This is a genomic window from Achromobacter sp. ACM04 (assembly GCF_014851465.1).
GTDB classification, from domain to species: domain Bacteria; phylum Pseudomonadota; class Gammaproteobacteria; order Burkholderiales; family Burkholderiaceae_B; genus Achromobacter; species Achromobacter aegrifaciens.
Genome location: NZ_JACUZS010000004.1, coordinates 381,526 through 403,340, shown reverse-complemented (window position 1 = coordinate 403,340; position 21,815 = coordinate 381,526). Strand labels below are relative to the sequence as shown.

At 65.7% G+C, this 21,815-nt stretch carries 20 protein-coding genes; 9 read left to right on the top strand and 11 right to left on the bottom strand.

The window, feature by feature from the left end; all coding sequences use genetic code 11:
- Positions 1-27 precede the first annotated feature (27 nt).
- Positions 28-582, top strand: a complete 555-nt coding sequence (locus IB259_RS23765) for an adenine phosphoribosyltransferase (RefSeq protein WP_054457754.1) — start codon at positions 28-30, stop codon at positions 580-582.
- A gap of 18 nt (positions 583-600) precedes the next feature.
- Here the strand turns inward: IB259_RS23765 and IB259_RS23760 are convergent, their stop codons facing one another.
- Entirely contained in the window at positions 601-1,491 is an 891-nt protein-coding gene (locus tag IB259_RS23760; protein WP_013396712.1) for a LysR family transcriptional regulator, read from the bottom strand.
- A 383-nt stretch (positions 1,492-1,874) separates the two neighbouring features.
- On the opposite strand from IB259_RS23760, the gene IB259_RS23755 reads away from it, so the two are divergent.
- Together IB259_RS23755 and IB259_RS23750 are read left to right on the top strand one after the other, a co-directional pair.
- Positions 1,875-2,258 carry a DUF4148 domain-containing protein gene (locus tag IB259_RS23755; RefSeq protein WP_054457753.1) on the top strand — a complete coding sequence of 128 codons (384 nt, stop codon included), beginning with the start codon at positions 1,875-1,877 and terminating at the stop codon, positions 2,256-2,258.
- Between the two features lie 433 nt (positions 2,259-2,691).
- A complete protein-coding gene (locus IB259_RS23750; RefSeq protein WP_054457752.1) occupies positions 2,692-3,804 on the top strand; it encodes a porin in 1,113 nt (370 codons plus the stop codon).
- A 171-nt stretch (positions 3,805-3,975) separates the two neighbouring features.
- Here IB259_RS23750 and ilvA read toward each other — a convergent pair whose 3' ends face one another.
- Positions 3,976-5,484: a threonine ammonia-lyase, biosynthetic gene (ilvA, locus tag IB259_RS23745; protein ID WP_054457791.1), complete on the bottom strand. Its 1,509-nt coding sequence runs from the start codon at positions 5,482-5,484 to the stop codon at positions 3,976-3,978.
- 73 nt (positions 5,485-5,557) lie between these two features.
- Here ilvA and IB259_RS23740 point away from each other — a divergent pair, with 73 nt between their 5' ends.
- Both IB259_RS23740 and IB259_RS23735 read left to right on the top strand, forming a co-directional pair.
- On the top strand, positions 5,558-6,094 hold the full coding sequence (locus IB259_RS23740; RefSeq protein ID WP_054457751.1) for a YqaA family protein: 537 nt from the start codon (positions 5,558-5,560) through the stop codon (positions 6,092-6,094).
- Positions 6,095-6,227: 133 nt separating this feature from the next.
- Complete coding sequence (locus IB259_RS23735) at positions 6,228-10,187, top strand: FAD/FMN-binding oxidoreductase (protein ID WP_119450193.1); 3,960 nt, start codon at positions 6,228-6,230, stop codon at positions 10,185-10,187.
- 89 nt (positions 10,188-10,276) lie between these two features.
- On the opposite strand, the gene IB259_RS23730 is transcribed toward IB259_RS23735, so the two are convergent.
- Together IB259_RS23730 and IB259_RS23725 are read right to left on the bottom strand one after the other, a co-directional pair.
- Positions 10,277-11,245, bottom strand: a complete 969-nt coding sequence (locus IB259_RS23730; RefSeq protein ID WP_054457749.1) for a tripartite tricarboxylate transporter substrate binding protein — start codon at positions 11,243-11,245, stop codon at positions 10,277-10,279.
- A gap of 129 nt (positions 11,246-11,374) precedes the next feature.
- Positions 11,375-12,094, bottom strand: a complete 720-nt coding sequence (locus tag IB259_RS23725; RefSeq protein ID WP_192330254.1) for a YggS family pyridoxal phosphate-dependent enzyme — start codon at positions 12,092-12,094, stop codon at positions 11,375-11,377.
- Positions 12,095-12,293: 199 nt separating this feature from the next.
- Between IB259_RS23725 and IB259_RS23720 the strand changes: the two genes are divergently transcribed.
- A complete protein-coding gene (locus tag IB259_RS23720; protein ID WP_054457747.1) occupies positions 12,294-13,535 on the top strand; it encodes a PLP-dependent aminotransferase family protein in 1,242 nt (413 codons plus the stop codon).
- Positions 13,536-13,728: 193 nt separating this feature from the next.
- Positions 13,729-14,745 carry an amino acid ABC transporter substrate-binding protein gene (locus IB259_RS23715; RefSeq protein WP_054457746.1) on the top strand — a complete coding sequence of 339 codons (1,017 nt, stop codon included), beginning with the start codon at positions 13,729-13,731 and terminating at the stop codon, positions 14,743-14,745.
- Positions 14,746-14,802: 57 nt separating this feature from the next.
- On the opposite strand, the gene IB259_RS23710 is transcribed toward IB259_RS23715, so the two are convergent.
- The 3 genes from IB259_RS23710 to dprA all read right to left on the bottom strand — a co-directional run bounded on the left by IB259_RS23710 (position 14,803) and on the right by dprA (position 17,418).
- Positions 14,803-15,276 carry a hypothetical protein gene (locus IB259_RS23710; protein ID WP_054457790.1) on the bottom strand — a complete coding sequence of 158 codons (474 nt, stop codon included), beginning with the start codon at positions 15,274-15,276 and terminating at the stop codon, positions 14,803-14,805.
- An 8-nt stretch (positions 15,277-15,284) separates the two neighbouring features.
- Positions 15,285-16,193, bottom strand: coding sequence for a hydroxymethylglutaryl-CoA lyase (locus tag IB259_RS23705; protein ID WP_054457745.1), 909 nt, complete (start codon positions 16,191-16,193; stop codon positions 15,285-15,287).
- 112 nt (positions 16,194-16,305) lie between these two features.
- Positions 16,306-17,418, bottom strand: a complete 1,113-nt coding sequence (gene dprA, locus IB259_RS23700) for a DNA-processing protein DprA (RefSeq protein ID WP_125471772.1) — start codon at positions 17,416-17,418, stop codon at positions 16,306-16,308.
- Positions 17,419-17,634: 216 nt separating this feature from the next.
- Here dprA and def point away from each other — a divergent pair, with 216 nt between their 5' ends.
- Together def and fmt are read left to right on the top strand one after the other, a co-directional pair.
- Positions 17,635-18,147: a peptide deformylase gene (gene def / locus IB259_RS23695; RefSeq protein ID WP_054457743.1), complete on the top strand. Its 513-nt coding sequence runs from the start codon at positions 17,635-17,637 to the stop codon at positions 18,145-18,147.
- A 169-nt stretch (positions 18,148-18,316) separates the two neighbouring features.
- Positions 18,317-19,258 (top strand): methionyl-tRNA formyltransferase, encoded by a 942-nt coding sequence (gene fmt, locus IB259_RS23690; protein WP_192330252.1) that lies wholly within the window; start codon positions 18,317-18,319, stop codon positions 19,256-19,258.
- A gap of 34 nt (positions 19,259-19,292) precedes the next feature.
- Here the strand turns inward: fmt and IB259_RS23685 are convergent, their stop codons facing one another.
- From IB259_RS23685 to IB259_RS23670, 4 genes are read right to left on the bottom strand one after another with little or no spacing between them, the layout of a single operon-like run.
- Positions 19,293-19,919 carry a pyridoxamine 5'-phosphate oxidase family protein gene (locus tag IB259_RS23685; RefSeq protein WP_054457741.1) on the bottom strand — a complete coding sequence of 209 codons (627 nt, stop codon included), beginning with the start codon at positions 19,917-19,919 and terminating at the stop codon, positions 19,293-19,295.
- Positions 19,920-19,936: 17 nt separating this feature from the next.
- The gene (locus IB259_RS23680) at positions 19,937-20,563 is read right to left on the bottom strand and encodes an HAD hydrolase-like protein (RefSeq protein ID WP_192330250.1); all 627 of its coding nucleotides are present in this window, start codon (positions 20,561-20,563) and stop codon (positions 19,937-19,939) included.
- Positions 20,564-20,612: 49 nt separating this feature from the next.
- Positions 20,613-21,179, bottom strand: coding sequence for a hypothetical protein (locus IB259_RS23675; RefSeq protein WP_175163468.1), 567 nt, complete (start codon positions 21,177-21,179; stop codon positions 20,613-20,615).
- Between the two features lie 37 nt (positions 21,180-21,216).
- Complete coding sequence (locus tag IB259_RS23670; RefSeq protein ID WP_054457738.1) at positions 21,217-21,804, bottom strand: TIGR00730 family Rossman fold protein; 588 nt, start codon at positions 21,802-21,804, stop codon at positions 21,217-21,219.
- Positions 21,805-21,815: the final 11 nt, after the last annotated feature.

Below are 21,815 nucleotides of genomic sequence, written 5' to 3'. Positions count from 1 at the left end.
TGCTTCAATTCTTCAGGGCCGTCTTCCATGCAGACCGACAACGCCGAGTACATCCGGCGCACCATCCGCAGCGTTCCAGACTGGCCCCAACCCGGTGTCATTTTTCGCGACATCACGCCCGTGCTGCAGGATCCGCGCGCGTTCCGGGTGCTTATCGATCTCTTCGTCTATCGCTATATGCGCCAGCGCCTGGACCTGGTGGCTGGCGTGGATGCGCGCGGCTTCATCGTGGGCAGCGTGCTGGCTTACGAACTCAATCTGGGCTTTGTGCCGGTGCGCAAGAAGGGCAAGCTGCCGTTCCGCACCGTGGCCGAGGAGTACTCGCTCGAGTACGGCAACGCGTCGGTTGAAATGCACACGGACTCCGTGCGCACCGGCCAGCGCGTCCTGCTGGTGGACGACCTGATCGCCACCGGCGGCACCATGCTGGCCGCCATCAAGCTGCTGCAGCGCCTGGGCGCCAACGTGGTCGAGGCGGCCGCCATCATCGATCTGCCCGACCTGGGCGGTTCCGCCAAGGTCGCCGCCACCGGCACGCCGCTCTACACCGTCTGTCAGTACAGCGCCGACACGCCCGCGTAACTCATCAACAACCGCCGCTCAAGCGTCCGACAACCTGGGTTGTATGAAATCCAGGAAAGCCTTGGTCTTCGCCGGCAGCATGCGCGAAGGCAGCAGCGCGAAGAGCGGCAGGGGCGTCAGGCTCCACTCCGGCAGCACCCGCACCAGGCCCGCTTGCTTGATGGCGCGTTCCATCGCGTCAAAGACCAGCAGCGGCGTGATGCCCAGGCCCTGTCCGGCCAGCCGTCCGAGCATGCCGACGTTGTTGGCCGACAGGCGTCCCGACACTTGTACGCGTTCCACCTTGTCGCCCGAATGCAGCATCCAGAAGGATGACTCCTCGCGCATGGTGGGGCGCAGACATTCGTGATGGCTGAGATCCGCGGGCACCCGAGGCTCGCCGTGGCGGGCCAGGTACTCGGGAGAGGCATATAGCTGATGGGCCATCAGCACGATCTTGCGCGAGATCAGGCTGGAGTCCGGCTGCTGGCCAAAGCGCAGGATCAGGTCGAACGGATTGCTGATGGGGTCGATCGGGCGCATGCTCAGATCGAAGTCGCATTCGATATCCGGATGCTGCTCGCGGAATTCGCTGATGACGGCGGGCAGGAACAGCTGCGCCAGGCTGGTGGGCAGCGAGATGCGCAGGCGTCCCTTGGGTTGCACCGCCATGTCCAGCAACTGATCGTGCGCAATGCGCGCTTCTTCCACGATATGACGGCAGCGTTCGAAGTAGATGGCGCCGGCCTCGGTCAGGTCGATCTTGCGCGTGCTGCGGTTGAGCAGCCGCATGCCGATGCTGCGCTCCAGTTCGCTGACGCGGCGCGAGAGCGTGGACGTGGGAATATTCAAGGCTTCGGCCGCGTGGCTGAAGTTCTTGCGCTTGGCGACTTCGACAAACAGAGCGATGTCGTTAAGCTGGATATCCATGGGGGCTCTCACGATTTAATTCCATTTCTGGGTGGATTCATATGATAAATGGAATAATTGTCCCGCCAGTAGAAATGTCTATTTCCCCACGCTGAACGGCGCATCCACCCGATCAGCTGCATATGTTCTCTTACCTAGCTTGCTTCCCGCTGAATGCTGGCAAGTCTTGCCGTCGCTGGATGGTATGGGGAACCGTGCAGAAAATGCGCAGATTCTGGCGATAACATCCCGTAATTGTCCCATCTGTGCAAATATGTTCCCCAAAATAAGGGTTTTTACTAGGCCGCAATCGCCAGATACTTCGTCCCAGCAATCAAATTGTCATATCGCACCTGCCAGCCTGGCAGAAGACGATGTGCAAGGTTTAGGATGGAGTCATCTCAATGAAAGCCCTAGCTACCGCACTCATGGTTACCGCAACGTTGGTGGGTATGTCCGCCGCTCACGCCGATGGCAAGACGCGTGAACAGGTCCAGCAGGAACTGCAAGCCGCCAAGGCCGCCGGCCAGGTCACGTTTGGTGAACTGGACTACCCGCCCGCCACCGTCGAGCGCACCAGCCTGTCGCGTGAACAAGTCCAGCAGGAACTGCAAAGCGCCAAGGCCGCTGGCCAGGTGACCTCTGCTGAACTGGACTACCCGCCCAAGGCCGCCGTGTCGCAAACCGCGGGCAAGAGCCGCGAACAAGTGCGCCAGGAACTGGCTGAAGCCAAGGCGCGCGGCGAGTACAGCTTTGGTGAACTGGACTATCCGCCCCAAGGCCGTTAAGTCGCCCCGCTACCAAGGAAAAAGCCCCTACGGACGCCGAGGGGCTTTTTTCTGCGCGGTGCGCTCGGCCGCGCTTGCCAAATAGTGTCGCGTTTGCGCATCAGAATTGTGCGAATCAGCCAACAAGTCTTGTTGGCCGGTCAGGCGCGGCAGGAGAATGTCCGAGGCTTGTTTGATTTTTTGCGAGCCTTAATTCGCATTTGATATCAACACGTTAACGCAGGTTTCCAAAGAGGGTAGCTAGTAAGAGGGCCGTGATTATCCCAACCATGGAAAGTAGTTCTTCGAAATCCGGGTTACTTCGAATTGGCGCAGGCTGGACACTGGCTTCAGTGCATGCGCCGCTAACTTGTTCGCAGCGGCACGCAGACTCCCAGCTCTGTGCGCGGTGGGTTTGCGGTTTGCCTTTCATCTCGCCATTTTGGGGACTTATATGAAGAAGACGCTATTGGCTGTCGCGCTGCTGGCTGGTTTTGCCGGCGTTGCGCAAGCCGCAGACTCCGTGACGCTGTACGGCTTGATCGACGCCGGTATTGGCTACGAGAAGGTCAAGTTCGACGGCAATTCGCAAAGCCGTTTCGGCGGCGTGCAGGGCGTGAGCAGCGGCTCGCGTTTTGGCCTGCGCGGTACCGAAGATCTGGGCGACGGCCTGCGCGCGGTGTTCACGCTGGAAGGCGGCTTCGGCCCCATGAACGGCAAGTCGCTGCAGAACGGTCGCCTGTGGGGCCGCCAGGCCACCGTGGGCCTGGACAGCGATACCTGGGGCCGCCTGGAATTCGGCCGCCAGACCAACCTGGCTTCCAAGTACTTCGGTTCGATCGACCCGTTCTCGATCAGCTACAACACCGCCAACATGGGTACCACGTTCGGTAGCGCCAACACGATGCGCCTGGACAACATGGTCCTGTACCAGACCCCCAGCATGGGCGGCTTCAAGGTGGGCGTGGGTTACTCCTTCAGCGCCGATGACGCCGTCAGCGACACCTCGCAGACCGGCTTCCAGACTGGCAACAACAACCGCGTGCTGACCGCGGGCGTGCAATACGTCAACGGCCCGTTGAACCTGGCTGCGGCGTATGACCGCTTCAATCCGTCCAACGGCCAGACCGGCGGCAAGTCCGAAGCCCGCATCCAGGAATACATCCTGGGCGGTTCGTACGACTTCGAAGTCGTGAAGGTTGCGGCGGCATTCGGTCAGACTCGCGACGGCTGGTTCGTCGGCCAGAACATGGGCACCACGCCCGCTGGCATGCAGAACCTGGGCACGTTCAAGCTGGCCGATGGCTTCCGCGCCAATTCGTACATGATCGGCGCGACCGTGCCGCTGGGCCGCCACGCGGTCTTCGGTTCGTGGCAGCGCGCGACCGCCAGCAACGACAAGCTGACGGGCGACGACGCAACGTTCAACGTCTACAGCTTGGGCTACACCTACGACTTCACCAAGCGCACCAACCTGTACGCGTACGCCTCCTACGGCGACAACTACGCGTTCCAGCGCGATGCGACCGACACGGCAGTCGCCGTGGGTGTGCGTCACCGTTTCTAAGCGCTAGGACGTCCGGCAAGACCTTGCTGAATGCGCGGCTCATCTCCGTGGGCCGCCGAGTGACAGCGAACCCCCCCACTGGTTGCCGCCGGACGTTTGTAGAGCAGGGAAGGGAAGGGCCTCCGTATGGAGGCCCTCTCGTTTTTGTGCGTCCGCGTGACGGGCGCGGCTCTACAGGAACAGCTTGTAGGCCGGATTGTCGGTCTCGTTCCAGTGGGGATAGCCCAGTTCCGCGACGAAGCTGCGGAACTGCTTCTTGTCGGCGGGCGGCACCTGGATACCGATCAGGATGCGGCCATAATCCGCGCCCTGGTTGCGGTAATGGAACAGGCTGATGTTCCAGTCCGGATTCATGGCGTTCAGAAAGCGCATCAGCGCGCCCGGGCGTTCCGGGAATTCAAAGCGGTACAGCAGTTCGTTGCGCGCCAACGCCGAGCGCCCGCCCACCATGTGGCGCAGGTGGGTCTTGGCCATTTCGTCGTGGGTCAGGTCCAGCGTGTCAAAGCCGTGGCGGCGGAAGTTTGCGGCGATCTTGTCGGGTTCGGACGCCGAGGACACCTGGATGCCGACGAAGACGTGTGCGCGGTCCGCGTCGGAGATGCGGTAGTTGAACTCGGTCACGCTGCGCTCGCCCACCAGTTCACAGAAACGGCGGAAGCTGCCGCGCTGCTCCGGCATGGTGACGGCGAACACGGCTTCCCGCATTTCGCCGACCTCGGCGCGTTCGGATACGAAGCGCAGCCGGTCAAAATTCATGTTGGCGCCGCAGGCGATCGCCACCAGCGTCTTGCCCTTCAGATTGTGTTCGGCCGCGTACTGCTTGGCGCCCGCGACCGCCATCGCGCCAGCCGGCTCCAGCACGCTGCGCGTGTCCTGGAACACGTCCTTGATGGCTGCGCAAATCGCATCGGTGTTGACCACCACGAAGTCGTCCACATACTGGCGCGTGAGCTTGAAGGTCTCCGCGCCCACCATCTTGACCGCCGTGCCGTCCGAGAACAGCCCCACATCGTTCAACTGCACGCGGCGGCCCGCGCGCACGCTGCGCAGCATGGCGTCGGAATCTTCCGTCTGCACGCCGATGATCTTGATTTCCGGACGCAGCTGCTTGATGTAGGCGGCCACGCCCGCGATCAGCCCGCCGCCGCCGATGGCCACGAAGATGGCGTCGATCGGGCCGGGATGCTGGCGCAGGATCTCCATGCCCACGGTGCCCTGGCCGGCGATCACGTCAGGGTCGTCGAAGGGGTGGACGAAGGTCAGCTTCTCTTTCTTTTCCAGGATCTGCGCGTGCGCGTAGGCGTCGGAAAAGCTCTCGCCGGCCAGCACGACTTCGCCGCCCAGGCGGCGCACCGCGTCGATCTTCACTTGCGGGCTGGTGGTGGGCATGACGATGACGGCGCGGCAGCCCAGCCGGCTGGCGGCCAGCGCCACACCCTGGGCGTGGTTGCCCGCCGAGGCCGCGATGACGCCGCGGTTGCGCGCGGCCGGGCTCAGGTTGGCCATCTTGTTGTAGGCCCCGCGCAGCTTGAAGCTGAACACCGCCTGGGTATCTTCGCGCTTGAGCAGCACCGTGTTCGAGATCCGCTGCGACAGCAGCGGCGCCGTCTCCAGCGGCGATTCGACCGCCACGTCGTAAACCTTGGAGGTCAGGATGCGTTTCAGATAGTCAGTGGACATGGACAGCGGGCGGGGCAAGAAGTAGGAAGGTGGGGCAGATTATGCACCCGCGCGCGGCTACACTCGCCCCACTATGGAAGAAAGTCTGTTATCCGCTGTGCATTGGATGCTGGGGGTGCTGTCGCTGCCCTCGGTCGGCCTGTCCGCGATCTTCACGGTCTCGCTGGTGTCCGCGACCCTGCTGCCCTTGGGTTCGGAACCCGCCGTGTTCGGCTACATCAAGTTGGCGCCGGACATGTTCTGGCCGGCCATCCTGGTGGCGACCGCGGGCAATACCGTGGGCGGCGCCATCAGCTATGCCATGGGCCTGGGCGCCGAGCGCGCCGTGCAGCGCTGGAAGGAACACCACCCCCATCCGCATCCTGACGCGACCGAAGGCGGACGCATGCGCGGACGCTGGAACGAGCGGGCCCATGACTGGATCCACCGCATGGGGCCGCCGGCGCTGCTGCTGTCCTGGCTGCCCGCAGTGGGCGATCCGCTGTGCGCCGTGGCAGGGTGGCTGCGGCTGTCGTTCTGGCCTTGCGTGGTCTACATGGCCATCGGCAAATTCCTGCGCTATCTGGTCATGACGGCCGGACTGCTGTGGTTTTTCCCCGGGCAGATCTAGCGCCAGGATTGCACTTAATTGGGGACGCACCGCCCCTCTCATTTCCGAGTTTCGAGCGCTTCCCTAGGGGTATTAGGGGCCAGACTCGGCCTATGGCATAAAATAATTTTTTAAGGGCCCCCTTCTTGCAGCCATGAACGCCCCACTCGCTAGCCACATCTTGAACGGGGCGATGCCGCCCGCAGCACCCGCGCGCTTGCGCGAAATCCCGTACAACTACACGTCGTTTTCCGACCGCGAGATTGTCGGCCGCTTGCTGGGCGACGACGCCTGGAGTCTGCTGAGCGACCTGCGCGGCGAACGCCGCACCGGCCGTTCCGCGCGCATGCTGTACGAGGTGCTGGGCGACATCTGGGTGGTGCGCCGCAACCCTTATCTGCAGGACGACCTGCTCGACAACCCCAAGCGCCGCAAGCAGCTCATCGAAGCCCTGCATCACCGCCTGGGCGAAATCGACCGTCGCCGCGAACCGGACGTGCCCGCCGAGGCCGGCCATGATCCGCACCGCGACGAGAAGGTCGTCGGACTGCTGGCGCGGGCGCGCTCCGCCATTGCCGCATTCGAGGGCGAATTCGACCAGACCGCCATGATGCGCAAGCAGGCGCAGAAGGTGCTGGGCCGCATCACCGCCCGCGACAACATCAAGTTCGACGGCCTGTCGCGCGTCTCGCACGTGACCGACGCCACCGACTGGCGCGTGGAATACCCCTTCGTGGTGCTGACGCCGGACTCGGAAGACGAGATCGCCGCGCTGGTCACAGCCTGTATTGAACTGGGGCTGACCATCATCCCGCGAGGCGGCGGCACCGGTTATACCGGCGGCGCCATTCCGCTGACCTGGAAGTCGGCGGTGATCAACACCGAAAAGTTCGACAAGCTGGGCAAGGTCGAGTCCTGTCTGCTGCCCGGGCTGACCGAGCCCGTGGCGGTCATCCATGCCGGCGCGGGTGTGGTGACCAAGCGCGTTTCCGAGGCCGCCGAGGCCGCGGGCTTCGTGTTCGCCGTCGACCCGACCTCGGCCGAGGCTTCCTGCGTGGGCGGCAACATCGCCATGAACGCGGGCGGCAAGAAGGCCGTGCTGTGGGGCACCGCGCTGGACAACCTGGCGTGGTGGCGCATGGTCGACCCGAACGGCAACTGGCTGGAAGTCAGCCGCCTCGACCACAACATGGGCAAGATCCATGACGTGGACGTGGCGCGCTTCGAGCTCAAGTGGTTCGACGGCCGCGGCAAGCCGGGCGAGCGCCTGCTGAAGACCGAAACCCTGGAAATCCAGGGCCGCGTGTTCCGCAAGGAAGGCCTGGGCAAGGACGTCACCGACAAGTTCCTGGCTGGCCTGCCCGGCATCCAGAAGGAAGGCTGCGACGGCCTGATCACGTCGGCGCGCTGGGTGCTGCACCGCATGCCGCGCTACACGCGCACCGTCTGTATGGAGTTCTTCGGCCAGGCGCGCGACGCGATCCCGTCGATCGTCGAGGTCAAGGGCTACCTGGACGGCGAAGGCCGCGCCCGCGGCGCCATCCTGGCAGGTCTTGAGCACCTGGACGAACGCTATCTGCGCGCGGTGGGCTACGCCACCAAGAGCAAGCGCGGCGTGCTGCCCAAGATGGTCCTGATCGGCGACATCGTCGGCGACGACGAAGACGCCGTGGCCGCGGCATCCAGCGAAGTCGTGCGCCTGGCCAACACGCGCCACGGCGAAGGCTTTGTGGCCGTCAGTCCCGAAGCGCGCAAGAAGTTCTGGCTGGACCGTTCGCGCACCGCCGCCATCGCGCGCCACACCAACGCCTTCAAGATCAACGAAGACGTGGTGATCCCGCTGCCGCGCATGGGCGAGTACACCGATCACATCGAACGCATCAACATCGAACTCTCGACCAGCAACAAGCTCAAGCTGCTGGGCGAGCTGGACGCCTATCTGTGCACGCCGTTGCCGGTCGGCAAGATCGACGACACGGACGTCGAGACGACCCGCGCCGAAATGCTGGCCGAGCGCACGCGCCAGGCGCTGGAACTGGTGGCCGCCGTCCGGCAGCGCTGGCAGTGGCTGCTGGACAACCTGGACCTGCCGCTCCTGCAGGCGCTGCCCGAGCTGCACGGCCTGGGCCTGGGTGAATTGCAACCCGCCTTGTCGGACCGCCTCGCGGCGCAGCCCGGCGCGCGCGTCTTCGACGTGGTGCAGGATCGCACCATCCGCCTGTCCTGGAAGACGGAAGTGCTGGCGGGCCTGCAGCGCACGTTCTCGGGCGCAGCCTACAAGAAGATCATCGACGAGATGATCGCCATCCATGGCCGCGTGTTGAAGAGCCGCGTGTTCGTGGCGCTGCACATGCACGCCGGCGACGGCAACGTGCACACCAATATCCCGGTCAACTCGGACGACTACGGCATGCTGCAGGAGGCCCACCAGGCCGTCGAGCGCATCATGCAGATCGCCCGCGACCTGGACGGCGTGATCTCGGGCGAGCACGGTATCGGCCTGACCAAGTACGAATTCCTGACCGAGGCCGAACTGGCCCCGTTCCAGGACTACAAGCGCCGCGTCGACCCCAACGGCCACTTCAACGCCGGCAAGCTGATGCCGGGCGCGGACCTGCGCCACGCCTGGACGCCCAGCTTCAACCTGATGGGCCACGAGTCGCTGATCATGCAGCAAAGCGACATCGGCGCCATCTCCGAATCCATCAAGGACTGCCTACGTTGCGGCAAGTGCAAGCCGGTATGCGCCACCCACGTGCCGCGCGCCAACCTGCTGTATTCGCCGCGCAACAAGATCCTGGCCACCTCGTTGCTGGTGGAAGCCTTCCTGTACGAAGAGCAGACTCGGCGCGGCGTCAGCCTCAAGCACTGGGAAGAGTTCGAGGACGTGGCCGACCATTGCACGGTCTGCCACAAGTGCTACAACCCCTGTCCGGTCGACATCGACTTCGGCGACGTGTCGATGAACATGCGCGCCGTGCTGCGCCGCATGGGCCGCAAGTCGTTCAATCCGGGCACGGCCAGCGCCATGTTCTTCCTGAACGCCAAGGATCCGGCGACCATCAACGCCACCCGCAAGGCGATGGTGGGCGTGGGCTACAAGGTCCAGCGCGCCGCGCATGACCTGCTGTCGGGCCTGGTGAAGAAGCAGACCGCCGCGCCTCCGGCCACGGTGGGCAAGCCGCCGCTGCGCGAGCAGGTGGTCCACTTCGTGAACAAGAAGATGCCCGGCGGGCTGCCCAAGCAGGCGGCGCGCAAGCTGCTGGACATCGAAGACGCGAACTACGTGCCCATCATCCGCGATCCCAAGGCCACCACGGCCGACACGGAAGCGGTGTTCTACTTCCCGGGCTGCGGCTCCGAACGCCTGTTCTCGCAGGTGGGCCTGGCCACGCAGGCCATGCTGTGGCACGCGGGCGTGCAGACCGTGCTGCCGCCGGGCTACCTGTGCTGCGGCTATCCCCAGCGCGGCAACGGCATGACGGACAAGGCTGAGCAGATCATCACCGACAACCGGGTGCTGTTCCACCGCGTTGCCAACACGCTGAACTACCTGGACATCAAGACGGTGGTGGTCAGCTGCGGCACCTGCTACGACCAGTTGGCGGGCTACGAGTTCGACAAGATCTTCCCGGGCTGCCGCCTGATCGACATCCACGAGTACCTGCTGGAAAAGGGCATCAAGCTGGAAGGGGCCAAGGGCGTGCGCTACATGTACCACGACCCCTGCCACACGCCCATGAAGCTGCAGGAACCTATGAAGACCGTGCGCGCCCTGGTTGGCGACGACGCCGTCAAGAGCGACCGCTGCTGCGGCGAATCGGGCACGCTGGCCGTGAGCCGTCCGGACATCTCCACGCAGGTGCGCTTCCGCAAGCAGGAAGAGCTGCTCAAGGGCGATGCCGCCTTGCGCAGCGACGGTTTTACCGGCGACGTGAAGGTGCTGACCTCCTGCCCGTCGTGCCTGCAGGGTCTGTCGCGCTATGAAGGCGACACCGGCATGGACGCGGACTACATCGTGGTCGAGATGGCGCGCCATATCCTGGGCGAAGGCTGGATGGAAGAGTACGTGCGCCGCGCCAACGCGGGCGGCATCGAGCGGGTGCTGGTCTAGGCCGGCAGTCCGCGCAAGATACGCGCAAGAAAAAACCGCGGCCATTGCTGGCCGCGGTTTTTTTTCAGCTGTGGCAGTGAGCCGGAGGTTTACTCCAGCTTGATGCCGGCCTTCTTGATCACGTCCGCCCAGGCGCTGCGTTCCTGTTCGGCGTAGGCCTTGAACTCCTGCGAGGACATCGGCATCGGGATGACGCCCATGTCCAGGATCTTCTGCGATACGGCGGGCGACTTCAGCGTGGCTTCCAGGTCGGCGGCCAGCTTCTTGACGACGGGCTCCGGCAGGCCGGCCGGGCCGACCAGGCCTTGCCAGGCATAGGCGGTGAAGTTGGGCACGCCTTGTTCGGCCATGGTGGGCACGTCCGGCAGCGCGGCGACGCGTTCCGGAGTGGCCGCGGCCAACACGCGCAGCTTGCCGGCCTTGACGTTGGGCAAGCCCGAGGCCAGGTCGATGAACATCAGGTCCACCTGTCCGCCCAGCAGATCCTGCACGGCGGGCGCGGCGCCCTTGTAGGGCACGTGCAGCACGTTGGCGTTGGTACGCTGCTTGAAGAGTTCCAGCGCCAGGTGATGCGGCGAACCCGCGCCGGCGGACGCCGCCGACAGCTTACCCGGCTCTTTCTTGGCGGCCTGGATCACGTCGTCCACGGTCTTGAACGGCGAATTGACGTTCACGGCCAGCAGCAGCGGGAACTTGGCGATGCCGCCGATGTAGGTGAACTTGGACGGATCGTAGGACAGCTTGGCGTACAGCGACGGGTTGAAGGCCAGCGTGCCCGAGTCGGCCGTGCCGACCATGTAGCCGTTGGCCTCGGCCTGGGCGATGGCGGTGGCGCCGATGATGGTGGCGGCGCCGGGGCGGTTTTCGACCACGATGGTCTGGCCCAGCGGCTTTTCCAGGCCGCTTGCCACCGTGCGCGCCACGACGTCGGTGCCGCCGCCGGCCGGGTAGGGCACGATCCAGCGGATCGGCTGGGTGGGCCAGGATTGGGCCGAGGCCGCGCCGGCGGCCAGGGACAGGGCGGCCAGCGCCAACAGGCGCTTCGCGTGCTTATGCATGGGGTGTCTCCAAGTGCGGAATTGAGTATGGGCCGCCGCCGCAGGGTATGCGGGGGGCCTGTTATGCGCCGTTATTATGCCTTGCGTCCCCGGCAATCGGCAGATGTTTTGTGCCCTGCTTTCAGCGGCTTATTGCGGATCGGGATAGCTGCGGGCGCCGAAGATCGCCGAGCCGATACGCACCTCGGTCGAGCCTTCCTCGATCGCCAGCTCGAAGTCTCCGCTCATGCCCATCGAGAGACGGTCCAGCGATACGCCTGGCAGGTTTTCCTGGCGCAGGCGGTCGCGCAGCTCGCGCAGGGTGCGGAAGCAGGCGCGCACCTCGGCGGGATCCGGCGAATTCACGGCCAGCGTCATCAGGCCTTGCACGCGTAGCGTCGGAAAGTCGGCGGTGATGCGGCTCAGGAAGGCGGGCACGTCGGCGGGGTCCATGCCGTACTTGGTGGGCTCGGACGAAGTCTTGACCTGCACCAGCACGTCCAGCGTCCGGCCTTCGTTGGCCAGGCGGCGGTGCAGGGCTTCGGCCAGCTCCACCCGGTCCAGCGACTGGACTTCGGCGGCGTCGCGCGCCGCGTCGCGGGCCTTATTGGTCTGCAGATGGCCGATCAGCACCCATTGCAGGCCCAGGCCGTCCAGCGCCGCGGCTTTCTGGCGGATTTCCTGCGTCTTGTTTTCGCCGTAGCGGGTCAGCCCCAGCGCCATGCCCTCGCGGATGGCGTCCACGCCGAAGGTCTTGCTGACGGGCAGCAGCGTCACGCTGTCCGGGCTGCGGCCGGCGCGCGCGCAGGCGTCGGCGATGCGTTGCTGGATCTGGGCAAGGCGCCCGGCCATGGTGTCTACGGCGGTCATTCAGCTCTCTGGTAGGAACGGGATGTCCCATAGTGTAGGACTGCGCCCGATCGTTTCGCCACAGCGCCCGTGCGCGTCGTTGACCCTGTCTGATCGGCAGGCTTAGAATTTGAAGATATTTGTTTATATTTCAATGTTCTATGCCATCCGGCGCCGCCCCAGCGGGCGACACGGTATCCAACCTACACAGTCTCCCGCCATGTCCACCGCAGCGCCTGAATACGCTTTCGCCACGCCTTTCCTGAATCCCCCAGCTTCCCCCATCCGATCGCTCATGCCGTATGCCATGCGGCCGGGCACCATTTCGCTGGCGGGCGGCTATCCCGCGCAGGAACTGTTCGACGTGGAAGGCCTGTCGATCGCGTCGACCCAGGTCCTGGCCCGCCTGGGCGCCTGCCTGCAGTATTCCAACATCGACGGCCAGGCCAGCCTGCGCCACGAGCTGGCGCGTCTGTCGGCCGAGCGCGGCCTTATCTGCAACGCGGATACCGAGCTGGTCGTGACCGGCGGCTCGCAGCAGGCCCTGGCTTTGCTGACCCGCGTCATGCTGCAGCCCGGCGACCATGCCATCATCGAATCGCCCGCGTTTCCGAATTCCGTGCAGGCGCTGCGTTACACCGGCGCAACGGTGCATACGGTGCAGTCGGGTCCCGAAGGCATCGACGTGGACGCGCTGGACGAACTGGCCGGCCGCATCAAGCCCAAGATGGTCTGCGTGGTCGCATCGTTCTCCAACCCCTGCGGCGCGACCCTGACGCGCGAGCGCCGCCTGCGGCTGCTGGAACTGGCGGTCAAGCACCGCTTCCTGATCGTTGAAGACGATCCCTACAGCGAACTGCGCTTTGCCGGCGAAGCAGTGCCGCCCATCGCCGCGCTGGCCGAGGGCGAAGCGCGCCACTGGGCCGTGTACCTGGCCAGTATGTCCAAGACCATGGCGCCGGCGCTGCGCATCGGCTGGCTGGTGGCGCCGCCCGAAGTCCGCCGCCGCTGCGTCAGCGCCAAGGCAGCCGACGACATGGCCTCGTCCGCCTGGATCCAGGAAGTCGTGGCCCAATACCTGGCCAATGGCCGCTACGGCGAACACGTGCCGCGCATCCGCGCAGCCTACGGCCTGCGCTGTGACGCCATGGCGGAATCGCTGGCCCGCGAACTCAACGGCCGCGTCACCTTCAGCAAGCCCGAGGGCGGCATGTTCTTCTGGGCCCGGCTGACGGGCGAGATCGACGCCACGCGCCTCTTGCCCTACGCCATCGAGCATGAGGTCGTCTACGTGCCGGGCAAGGCGTTCTACGCGGATGCTGCGCAGGCCGACCTGCATGCCATGCGCATGTCGTTCGCCACCATGAATGAAAGCCAGATCGCCCAGGGCATGGTGCGGCTGGGCCGCGCGCTGGACGCGTGCGAGGCCAACGAACCAGTGTCGATCTCGCTGGCCGCCTGATGTCGGCTTGACGGCGCGCATGCGCCGCTGTGCGGCCTGTTGCTATGCTCTTCTGCCTGTCCGCGCCGGCGCTTGCGTGCCGGGGCGCGCATACCTAAATAAGCGCTGGTTATTTGGTTTGGGCGCTTCATGTCTATAAGCTTCTTGCCTCGGCGCGTTCCCGCGCCCGCAAAGCAGAACAGGAAACGAGGTCATGAACATTGCAAAAGGGTTGATCGGCGCAGCGTTGCTGGCGGCAGCGGCGCAGGGCGCGCAAGCGGCCACGCTGGACGTGGTGCGCCAGCGCGGCGCCGTGGCTTGCGGTACGACCACAGGCTTCGCGGGCTTCTCCGCGCCTGACGCGCAAGGCAAGTGGCAGGGGCTGGACGTCGACCTGTGCCGCGCGATTGCCGCAGCGGTCTTCGGCGACGCCAGCAAGATCAAGGTGGTGCCGCTGAATTCGCAGCAGCGCTTCACCGCCCTGCAATCCGGCGAGGTGGACGTGCTGACGCGCAACACCACGGTGACGCAGCAGCGCGATACCGCACTGGGCATCATCCACGCCGGCATCAACTTCTATGACGGCCAGGGCTTCCTGGTGCCGAAGTCCCTGGGCGTTAAGAGCGCCAAGGAGATCAACGGGGCCACCATCTGCCTGCAGACCGGCACGTCCAACGAAAACACGCTGGCCGACTGGGCCCGCGCCAACAACGTGAGCTACAAGCCGGTCGTGATCGAGACCTTCAACGAGGTGGTCAACGCCTTCGCCGCGGGCCGTTGCGACGTCTTCAGCACCGACGCCTCGGGCCTGGCCTCGATTCGCATTTCCAAGCTGCAGAACCCCGACGACTACGTGGTGCTGCCCGAGATCATCTCCAAGGAACCGCTCGGCCCCTTCGTGCGCCAGGGCGATGATGCCTGGCTGAACATCGTGCGCTGGTCGTTGTCGGCCATGATCGAAGCCGAGGAATACGGCGTGTCGTCCGCCAACGTGGACGAGCAGGCCAAGAGCGCCAACCCTAATATCAAGCGCATTCTGGGCGTCACGCCCGGCAGCGGCGCCAACCTGGGGCTGGACGAGAAATGGGCCTACAACATCGTCAAGCAGGTGGGCAATTACGGCGAAAGCTTCGAGCGCAACGTGGGCCAGGGCAGCCCGCTGAAGATCAAGCGCGGGCTGAATGCGCAATGGACGCAGGGCGGCCTGATGTACGCGTTGCCAATACGGTGATGACGGCGGGTTTCGCGCGTTGGGTACTCGATTGCCCGTGCGCGAAGCCCGATGGCTTTATCCGCGCCGGTACAACTCCGCGATCTTCACGAACGCGGCGCGCAATTCCCGCGTGCCGCCCTGGAAGATCATTGGCCGGCCGCGGTGCGTGAACACCACCAGCCGCTTGGAAAACAGCATCGGCACGAAGCGCGCGTAGCGCACGTCTTCCCAGGCGACTTCGCGGCGCGTGAACCAGGTCTGGCGCAGGCCGCGTTCATCGATGGTGGTGATGGATGTCTGCATGTGCCAGGAAACGAACAGCAGCCCCAGGAAGCACAGTCCCACCACGACGGCCAGCAAAGTGTCGAAGGGCTGCGAGGGCGCGCGGATGGCGGTGGTGACCACCTGCACGCCCAGCACTGCCAGGATGACCCAGGTCAGGATGCGGACCCAGTCGGGCCAGGCCTGGCCGGACAAGGGCAGGGGACCGATGGTCCGCAGCAGCGCCGCGTGCTCCTCGGCGGAGGGCGTGCTGGCCGGAGTATTCATGCGATCCGTCATGCCGCCCGTTTGGCGGCGATGGCGTTGCCGGCGCGGCTCGAGCCCTTGCGGTTCAGGTGGGCCGACATCCACTGGCCGATATCGACCACGGCGTCGAAATCCACGCCGGTGTCGATGTCCAGTCCGCGCAGCATGTACAGCACGTCTTCGGTGGCGACGTTGCCGGTGGCGCCCTTGGCGTAGGGGCAGCCGCCCAGGCCGGCCACCGACGTGTGGAAAATCGAGATGCCGGTTTCCAGCGCCGCCAGGATGTTGGCCAACGCCTGCCCGTAGGTGTCATGGAAGTGGCCGGAGATGCGGGCCGGGTCGGCCACGCGCGTCACCGCGGTCATCACTTCGCGTACGCGCCGGGGCGTGCCCACGCCTATGGTGTCGGCCACGTCGATCTCGTCGACCTGCATTGCCAGGTAGCGCTGCGCCACGTCCACCACCGCTTCCACCGGTACTTCGCCCTGATAGGGGCAGCCCAGCGCGCAGCTGATACTGCCGCGCACGCGGATGCCGGCGGCGCGCGCGGCCTGCACCACGGGCTCGAAGCGCGCGATCGATTCGGCGATGGAACAGTTGATGTTCTTCTGCGAGAAGGCTTCGCTGGCCGCGCCGAAGATCACGATTTCGTCGGCCCCGGCGGCCAGCGCACCCTCGAAGCCCTTCATGTTGGGCGTCAGCACGGAATAGATGGTGCCGGGACGGCGCTCGATGCGGGCCATGACTTCCGCGCCGTCGGCCATTTGCGGCACCCATTTGGGCGACACGAACGAGGCGGCCTCCACGTTGGGGAAGCCTGCGGCGGATAAGCGGTTGACCAGTTCCACCTTGATGTCGGTGGGCACGAATTCCTTTTCGTTCTGCAGGCCATCGCGGGGCGACACCTCGACGATCTTCACGCGGGAGGGCAAAGCCATGTCTATTCCTGTCTCGGGATGGGGTAGGCGGCGCGGCAGGGCGGCGCTATCTGCTCAATATTAGCGCCATAGCGCCGACCCTGTTTTGCAGGGAGGTCCAGGGGGAACAACCCTATTTCATGCGTTGGTAACGGCCGTCGTCCAGCTGGACGACGCGGCCTTGCAGTTCCAGTTGCACCAGTTGCGTCTGCAGGTCGGCGGTGTCCATTCCACTGCGGGCCTGGATCGCATCCAGGTGCAGCGGATCGTAGCCCAGCGCGTCCAGCACCGGGTGGTCAGGCAAGGCCTCCGCGGCGGCAGGCTGGGCGCGCACGGCCGGCGTGGGGTCGCCGCCCAATTCGTCGGTGATGTCGCGGGCGGTCTCCACGAGCTTGGCGCCCTGGCGGATCAGCGCATGGCAGCCGCGCGAAAGCGGTGAATGGATGGATCCGGGAATGGCGAAGACCTCGCGCCCGCCTTCAGCCGCCAGCCTGGCCGTGATCAGCGATCCGCTCTGGCGGGCGGCTTCCACTACCAGCACCCCGCGCGCCAGCCCGGCCACGATGCGGTTGCGCTTGGGGAAGTGCTGCGGCAGCGCGCCCGTGCCCAGTGGCAGTTCCGACACCAGTGCGCCGTGCGCCGCGATGCGGTGCGCCAGGTCGCGATGCTTGGCGGGGTAGATGCGGTCTATGCCGGTGCCCATGACGGCCACGGTGCCGGCGCCATCGGGGCCGGCGTCCAGCGCGCCTTCATGGGCGGCGCCGTCGATGCCCAGCGCCAGCCCGCTGATGACGCGCCAGCCATGCCCAGCCAGATGCCGCGCAAAGGCGCGGGCGTTCTCCTGGCCGCCGGGCGTGGCGTTGCGCGCGCCCACCACGGCCAGCGACGGTCCCTGCAGGAAAGCGGGATCGCCCGCTACGTAGAGCAGGATGGGCGGGTCGGCGATGGTCAGCAGGCTTTGCGGATAAGTCGGATCGGCCAGCGTCAGGATGTGCCGGCCCGGCGCGGCTACCCATTCCAGCGCGCCTTCGACCTGCGCTGCCATTTCTGGCGGCATCGGGGCGGCCAGTTGCCGCGCCAGCGCCTCGGGCAGATGGCGCGACAAGGCGGTGGCGCGCTGGGCGTAGATCTGTTCCGGCAGGCCGAGCGCGCCGAGCAGGGTGCAGGCGGTGGCGGAGCCTATGTTCGGTTCCAGGGACAGGCGCAGCCAGGCGGCCAGTTCGGAAGGGGATTGCGTAAGCGGCATCGTGCGGGCGCGTAAGGGCGTCGGTGGTGCGAGAGTGTCGCATGCGGGGCGCTGGACCGCGGGCCCGAGGCGGATTGATTTGCGGCGCGGAGCGGCCAGGAAACGCCGCGGACATGGCAATCCGGCCAATCCCGGGATTAGCCGAAAACTATTAGAAATCAAGAGTCTAATGAATTAAACTCTTATGTAAACCTGACTACTGGCATTTCCCCCGCAATGGCTTTACTTCCTATTCTTCGCTACCCGGACCCGCGCCTGCACAAAAAGGCCAAGCCGGTCGCCGAGGTCGACGACCGCATCCGCCAACTGGTGCGCGACATGGCCGAAACCATGTACGACGCGCCGGGCGTAGGGCTGGCCGCGACCCAGGTCGACGTGCATGAGCGCGTCGTCGTGATCGACGTGTCCGAGGAAAGCAACCAGCTGCTGGTGCTGATCAATCCCGAGATCACCTGGCGCAGCGACGACTACAAGATCTACGAAGAGGGTTGCCTGTCCGTGCCCGGCGTCTATGACGACGTCGAGCGGGCCTCCCGCATCCGTTGCAAGGCGCTGGATATCGACGGCAAGCCCTTCGAGTTCGAGGCCGACGGCCTGCTGGCCGTGTGCGTGCAGCACGAGCTCGACCATCTGGAAGGCAAGGTGTTCGTGGAATACCTGTCCAGCCTGAAGCAGAACCGCATCAAGACCAGGCTCAAGAAGGCCGAGCGCGAAGCGTTGCGAGCGTAAAGGGCTCACCCCCTACCCGCTGGGCCCTCAGGCGGGCCGCCGTCCAGGGGGTGGCGCAGGCGAACCGGCAAAGCCGGATCCGCGGCGCCCCGGATCGGCCAGGCCTCCTGGCTGCGGGCAACGCGATTCTTTGAACGTCCGTTCCATTTCATTCTTCTTTTCTCGTCCCATGCGCCTAGTCTTTGCCGGCACGCCGGAATTCGCCCGTATCGCCTTTGACGCCCTGCGCGCCGCAGGCCACGAGATCCCGCTGGTCATGACCCAGCCCGACCGCCCGGCCGGGCGCGGGCTGAAGCTGACGCCCAGCCCCGTGAAGCAGGCGGCGCTGGACGCCGGCATCGAGGTCGCCCAGCCGCGCAGCCTGCGCCTGGACGGCCGCTATCCCGAAGAGGCCGGCGAGGCCCGGGCCCTGCTTGAGCGTGTGGCGCCCGACGTGATGGTGGTGGCGGCCTATGGCCTGATCCTGCCGCAGTGGGTGCTGGACCTGCCGCGCCTGGGCTGCCTGAACATCCATGCCAGCCTGCTGCCGCGCTGGCGCGGCGCCGCGCCCATCCAGCGCGCCATCGAAGCCGGCGACGCGCAGACCGGCGTGACCATCATGCAAATGGATCAGGGCCTGGATACGGGTGACATGCTGCTGGAACGCAGCGTGCCCATCGGCGGCGACACCACGGCGGCCGAACTGCACGATGCGTTGGCGCTGGCGGGCGGGGAGGCGATCGTTGCGGCGTTGGACGCGCTGGCTCAAGGCGGACTGACGCCGCGCAAGCAGCCCGAGGCCGGCGTGACCTACGCCGCCAAGCTAGACAAGGCCGAAGGTGCGCTGGATTGCTCGCAGCCAGCCGCACTGCTGGCGCGCCGCGTGCGCGCCTTCAATCCCGTGCCGGGCGCCAGCATCCGCCTGCCCGGCCTGGCAGATCCGGTGAAGGTGTGGCGCGCGCAGGCGCTGGATCAGGCCACGACGGCTGCGCCCGGCAGCGTGCTGCGCGCCGATGCCGCGGGCATCGACATCGCCACCGGCAACGGCGTGCTGCGTCTGTTGGAACTGCAGAAAGCGGGCGGCAAGCGCCAGCCCGTGGACGTGTTCGCGCGCGGCTGGCAGCCGGCCTGAACCCGCCGGGGCCAGGCGGCCCCGGGATCTTTCTTCAATACAAGGTGCTGGCCACGCGGGCAGGCAATTCGCGGTCGTAGGTGACGCCGTCGAAGGTGCCCGCCGTCAGGTCCGACAGGATGCGGCCCACGCTGGGCAGCGCGGTGCGCGGCACCTGTGTCGCCGGATCCCATAGCTTGGAGCGCAGCAAGGCGCGCGAACACTGGAAGTACACGGTGTGCACGTCCACGACCAGCACCGAGCGCGGGAGCTTGCCGTCCATCTCGAAGCGCGCCAGCAGCGCCGGGTCCACGCTGATGCGCGCCGCGCCGTTGACCCGCAGGGTCTCGCCCACGCCCGGCACCAGAAACAGCAGCGCGACCCGAGGATCGGCCAGGATGTTGCGCAGGCTGTCGATGCGGTTGTTGCCGCGGCGGTCCGGCAGCAGCAGCGTCTTGTCGTCTTCCACCACCACGAAACCGGCGGGATCGCCGCGCGGCGAAGCGTCCAGGCCATCGGGGCCCGCAGTGGCCAGCACCGCGAAAGGCGCCGCTTCGATGAAGGCGCGGTAGTGCGGATGCACATGATCCACCTCCTTCTTGATGGAGGCTTCGCCGGACGCGCCATACAGCGCCTGCAGGGCGTTTGCGTCGGTGACCAGATGGGCGGGATCGATATGCATGGCTGCGGGTTCCAGGTTCAGGCCAGCGCGGCTGGCAGGTCGGCAACGGTCAGGAACAGCTCGTCGGGGTCGCGTTCGCGCAGGGCCTCGACATGGTTATAACCCCAGGCGACGGAACCGATACGCACGCCGGCCTTGCGGGCGGCGTCGATGTCGCGCATTTCGTCGCCCACCAGCAGGAAGCGCTCGGGGGCGGTGCCATGCTGCTTGAGCAGGCGGTCGATCTTGGCGGACTTGCCGAACAGGTCGGTGCCGCATTCGTAGTCGTCGAACAGGGCGGCGGTTTCAGCGCCCAGCACGCGCTGCACGTTCTCGATGGAGTTGGAGCTGACCACCGCCAGCCGCAGCCCGCCCGCCTTCAGGCGCGCCAGCGCGTCGGGAATGCCGTCGAACAGGTGCACGCTGGGGTCGATTTCCTGCATCAGCGTGCGCACGTGGGCCATGATGGCGGGCAGCTTCCACAGCGGGATGCCCAGAAACTTGAGGATCTCGGCGGCATTGCGATGGCGCAGCTGGTCGCGTTCGGAGGCGTCGATCTTGCGGAAGCCATATTTGTCGGCCACCGTATTCAGGATGGAGTTGAACCATGGCATGGTGTCCGCCAGGGTTCCATCAAAATCAAAAGCGGCGATGTCGTATTTCAAGTCGCGGGTCTCTGAGCCTGTTGATGCTGAAAATAGTCTTGTGCCGGCCCTAGGCGCCGTTCGGATGCAGCAGATAGTGCACGACGGGAGCCAGGCCCTCGAGCGGCGGCGCGCCGGCCACGACGCGGGCGGCGCTGGTCCAGGGATAGTCCAGACCCAGCAGCCAGCCGAACACGGCTTCGGTGTCGTGCGCGGGCAGCGTCACCATGGTTTCGATGGTGATGACGAGGTTGCTCGCGCGATAGGGCTCGGGCTGGAATTCCCAGTCATAGCGGCCACAGCCCACACGGACGTTGCCCGTGGCCTTTTCCGTCATGCCCACGATCCAGTCGCACTGGTAGGCGGGCAGGCGCGCCCCGGCCTCGGGTCGCGCCAGATAGAACGTGTAGACGTTGTCGTAGGTCTGGCCGAACTTGCGCACCAGCGTATCGGTGATGGCGGCCAGGCCGTGCGACTCGGGCGGGAAGGCGATGGCCTGCGTGCGCAAGGCCATCTTCAGCACGGCGTCCGGCGCGAACGCGCGCGCCATGTAGTGCGGGCGGTTCTCGTCCTTGGCATGAAAGTAGTCGCGCAGGACGGACTCGGTGCTGGCGGGAGTCAACGCATGGGTGGGCATTGCGGGGCTTCCGTTGTGGTCGGGTGGATGGATGGCCTCAGGCCTTGATCTGTTCGAACCACTTCGAGACATTGGGCGGTTCGTACATGGCGTAGCGGTCCAGCAGCAAAGCAGGGTCCTCTTCCACCACCAGCATGTCGCGATGCTGGGGGCGGATGAATTCTTCCTCGACCGCATGGTCCACGAACTGGACCAGCGCGTCGTAGTAGCCGGCAATGTTCAACAGGCCGCAGGGCTTCTGGTGCATGTTCAGCTGCGCCCAGGTCCAGACCTCGAAGAACTCTTCCAGCGTGCCCGCGCCGCCGGGCAGCGCGATGAAGCCGTCGGCCTTCTCCATCATCATGGCCTTGCGCTCGTGCATGTTCTGCACCAGGTGCAGCTCGGTCAGGCCGCGGTGCGCCTGCTCCTTCTTCATCAGCAGTTCGGGGATCACGCCGATCACGCGGCCGCCGGCGGCCAGCACCTCATTGGCGACCACGCCCATGATGCCCACGACCGAGCCGCCATACACCAGCCCCAGATCGCGCCGCACCAGTTCGCGGGCCAGCACGCGGGCCTGCTCGATGTAATCCGGCCGGGCGCCGGGGTTCGAGCCGCAATACACGCAAATGTTCTTCAAAGTCATAGATCTTCGGG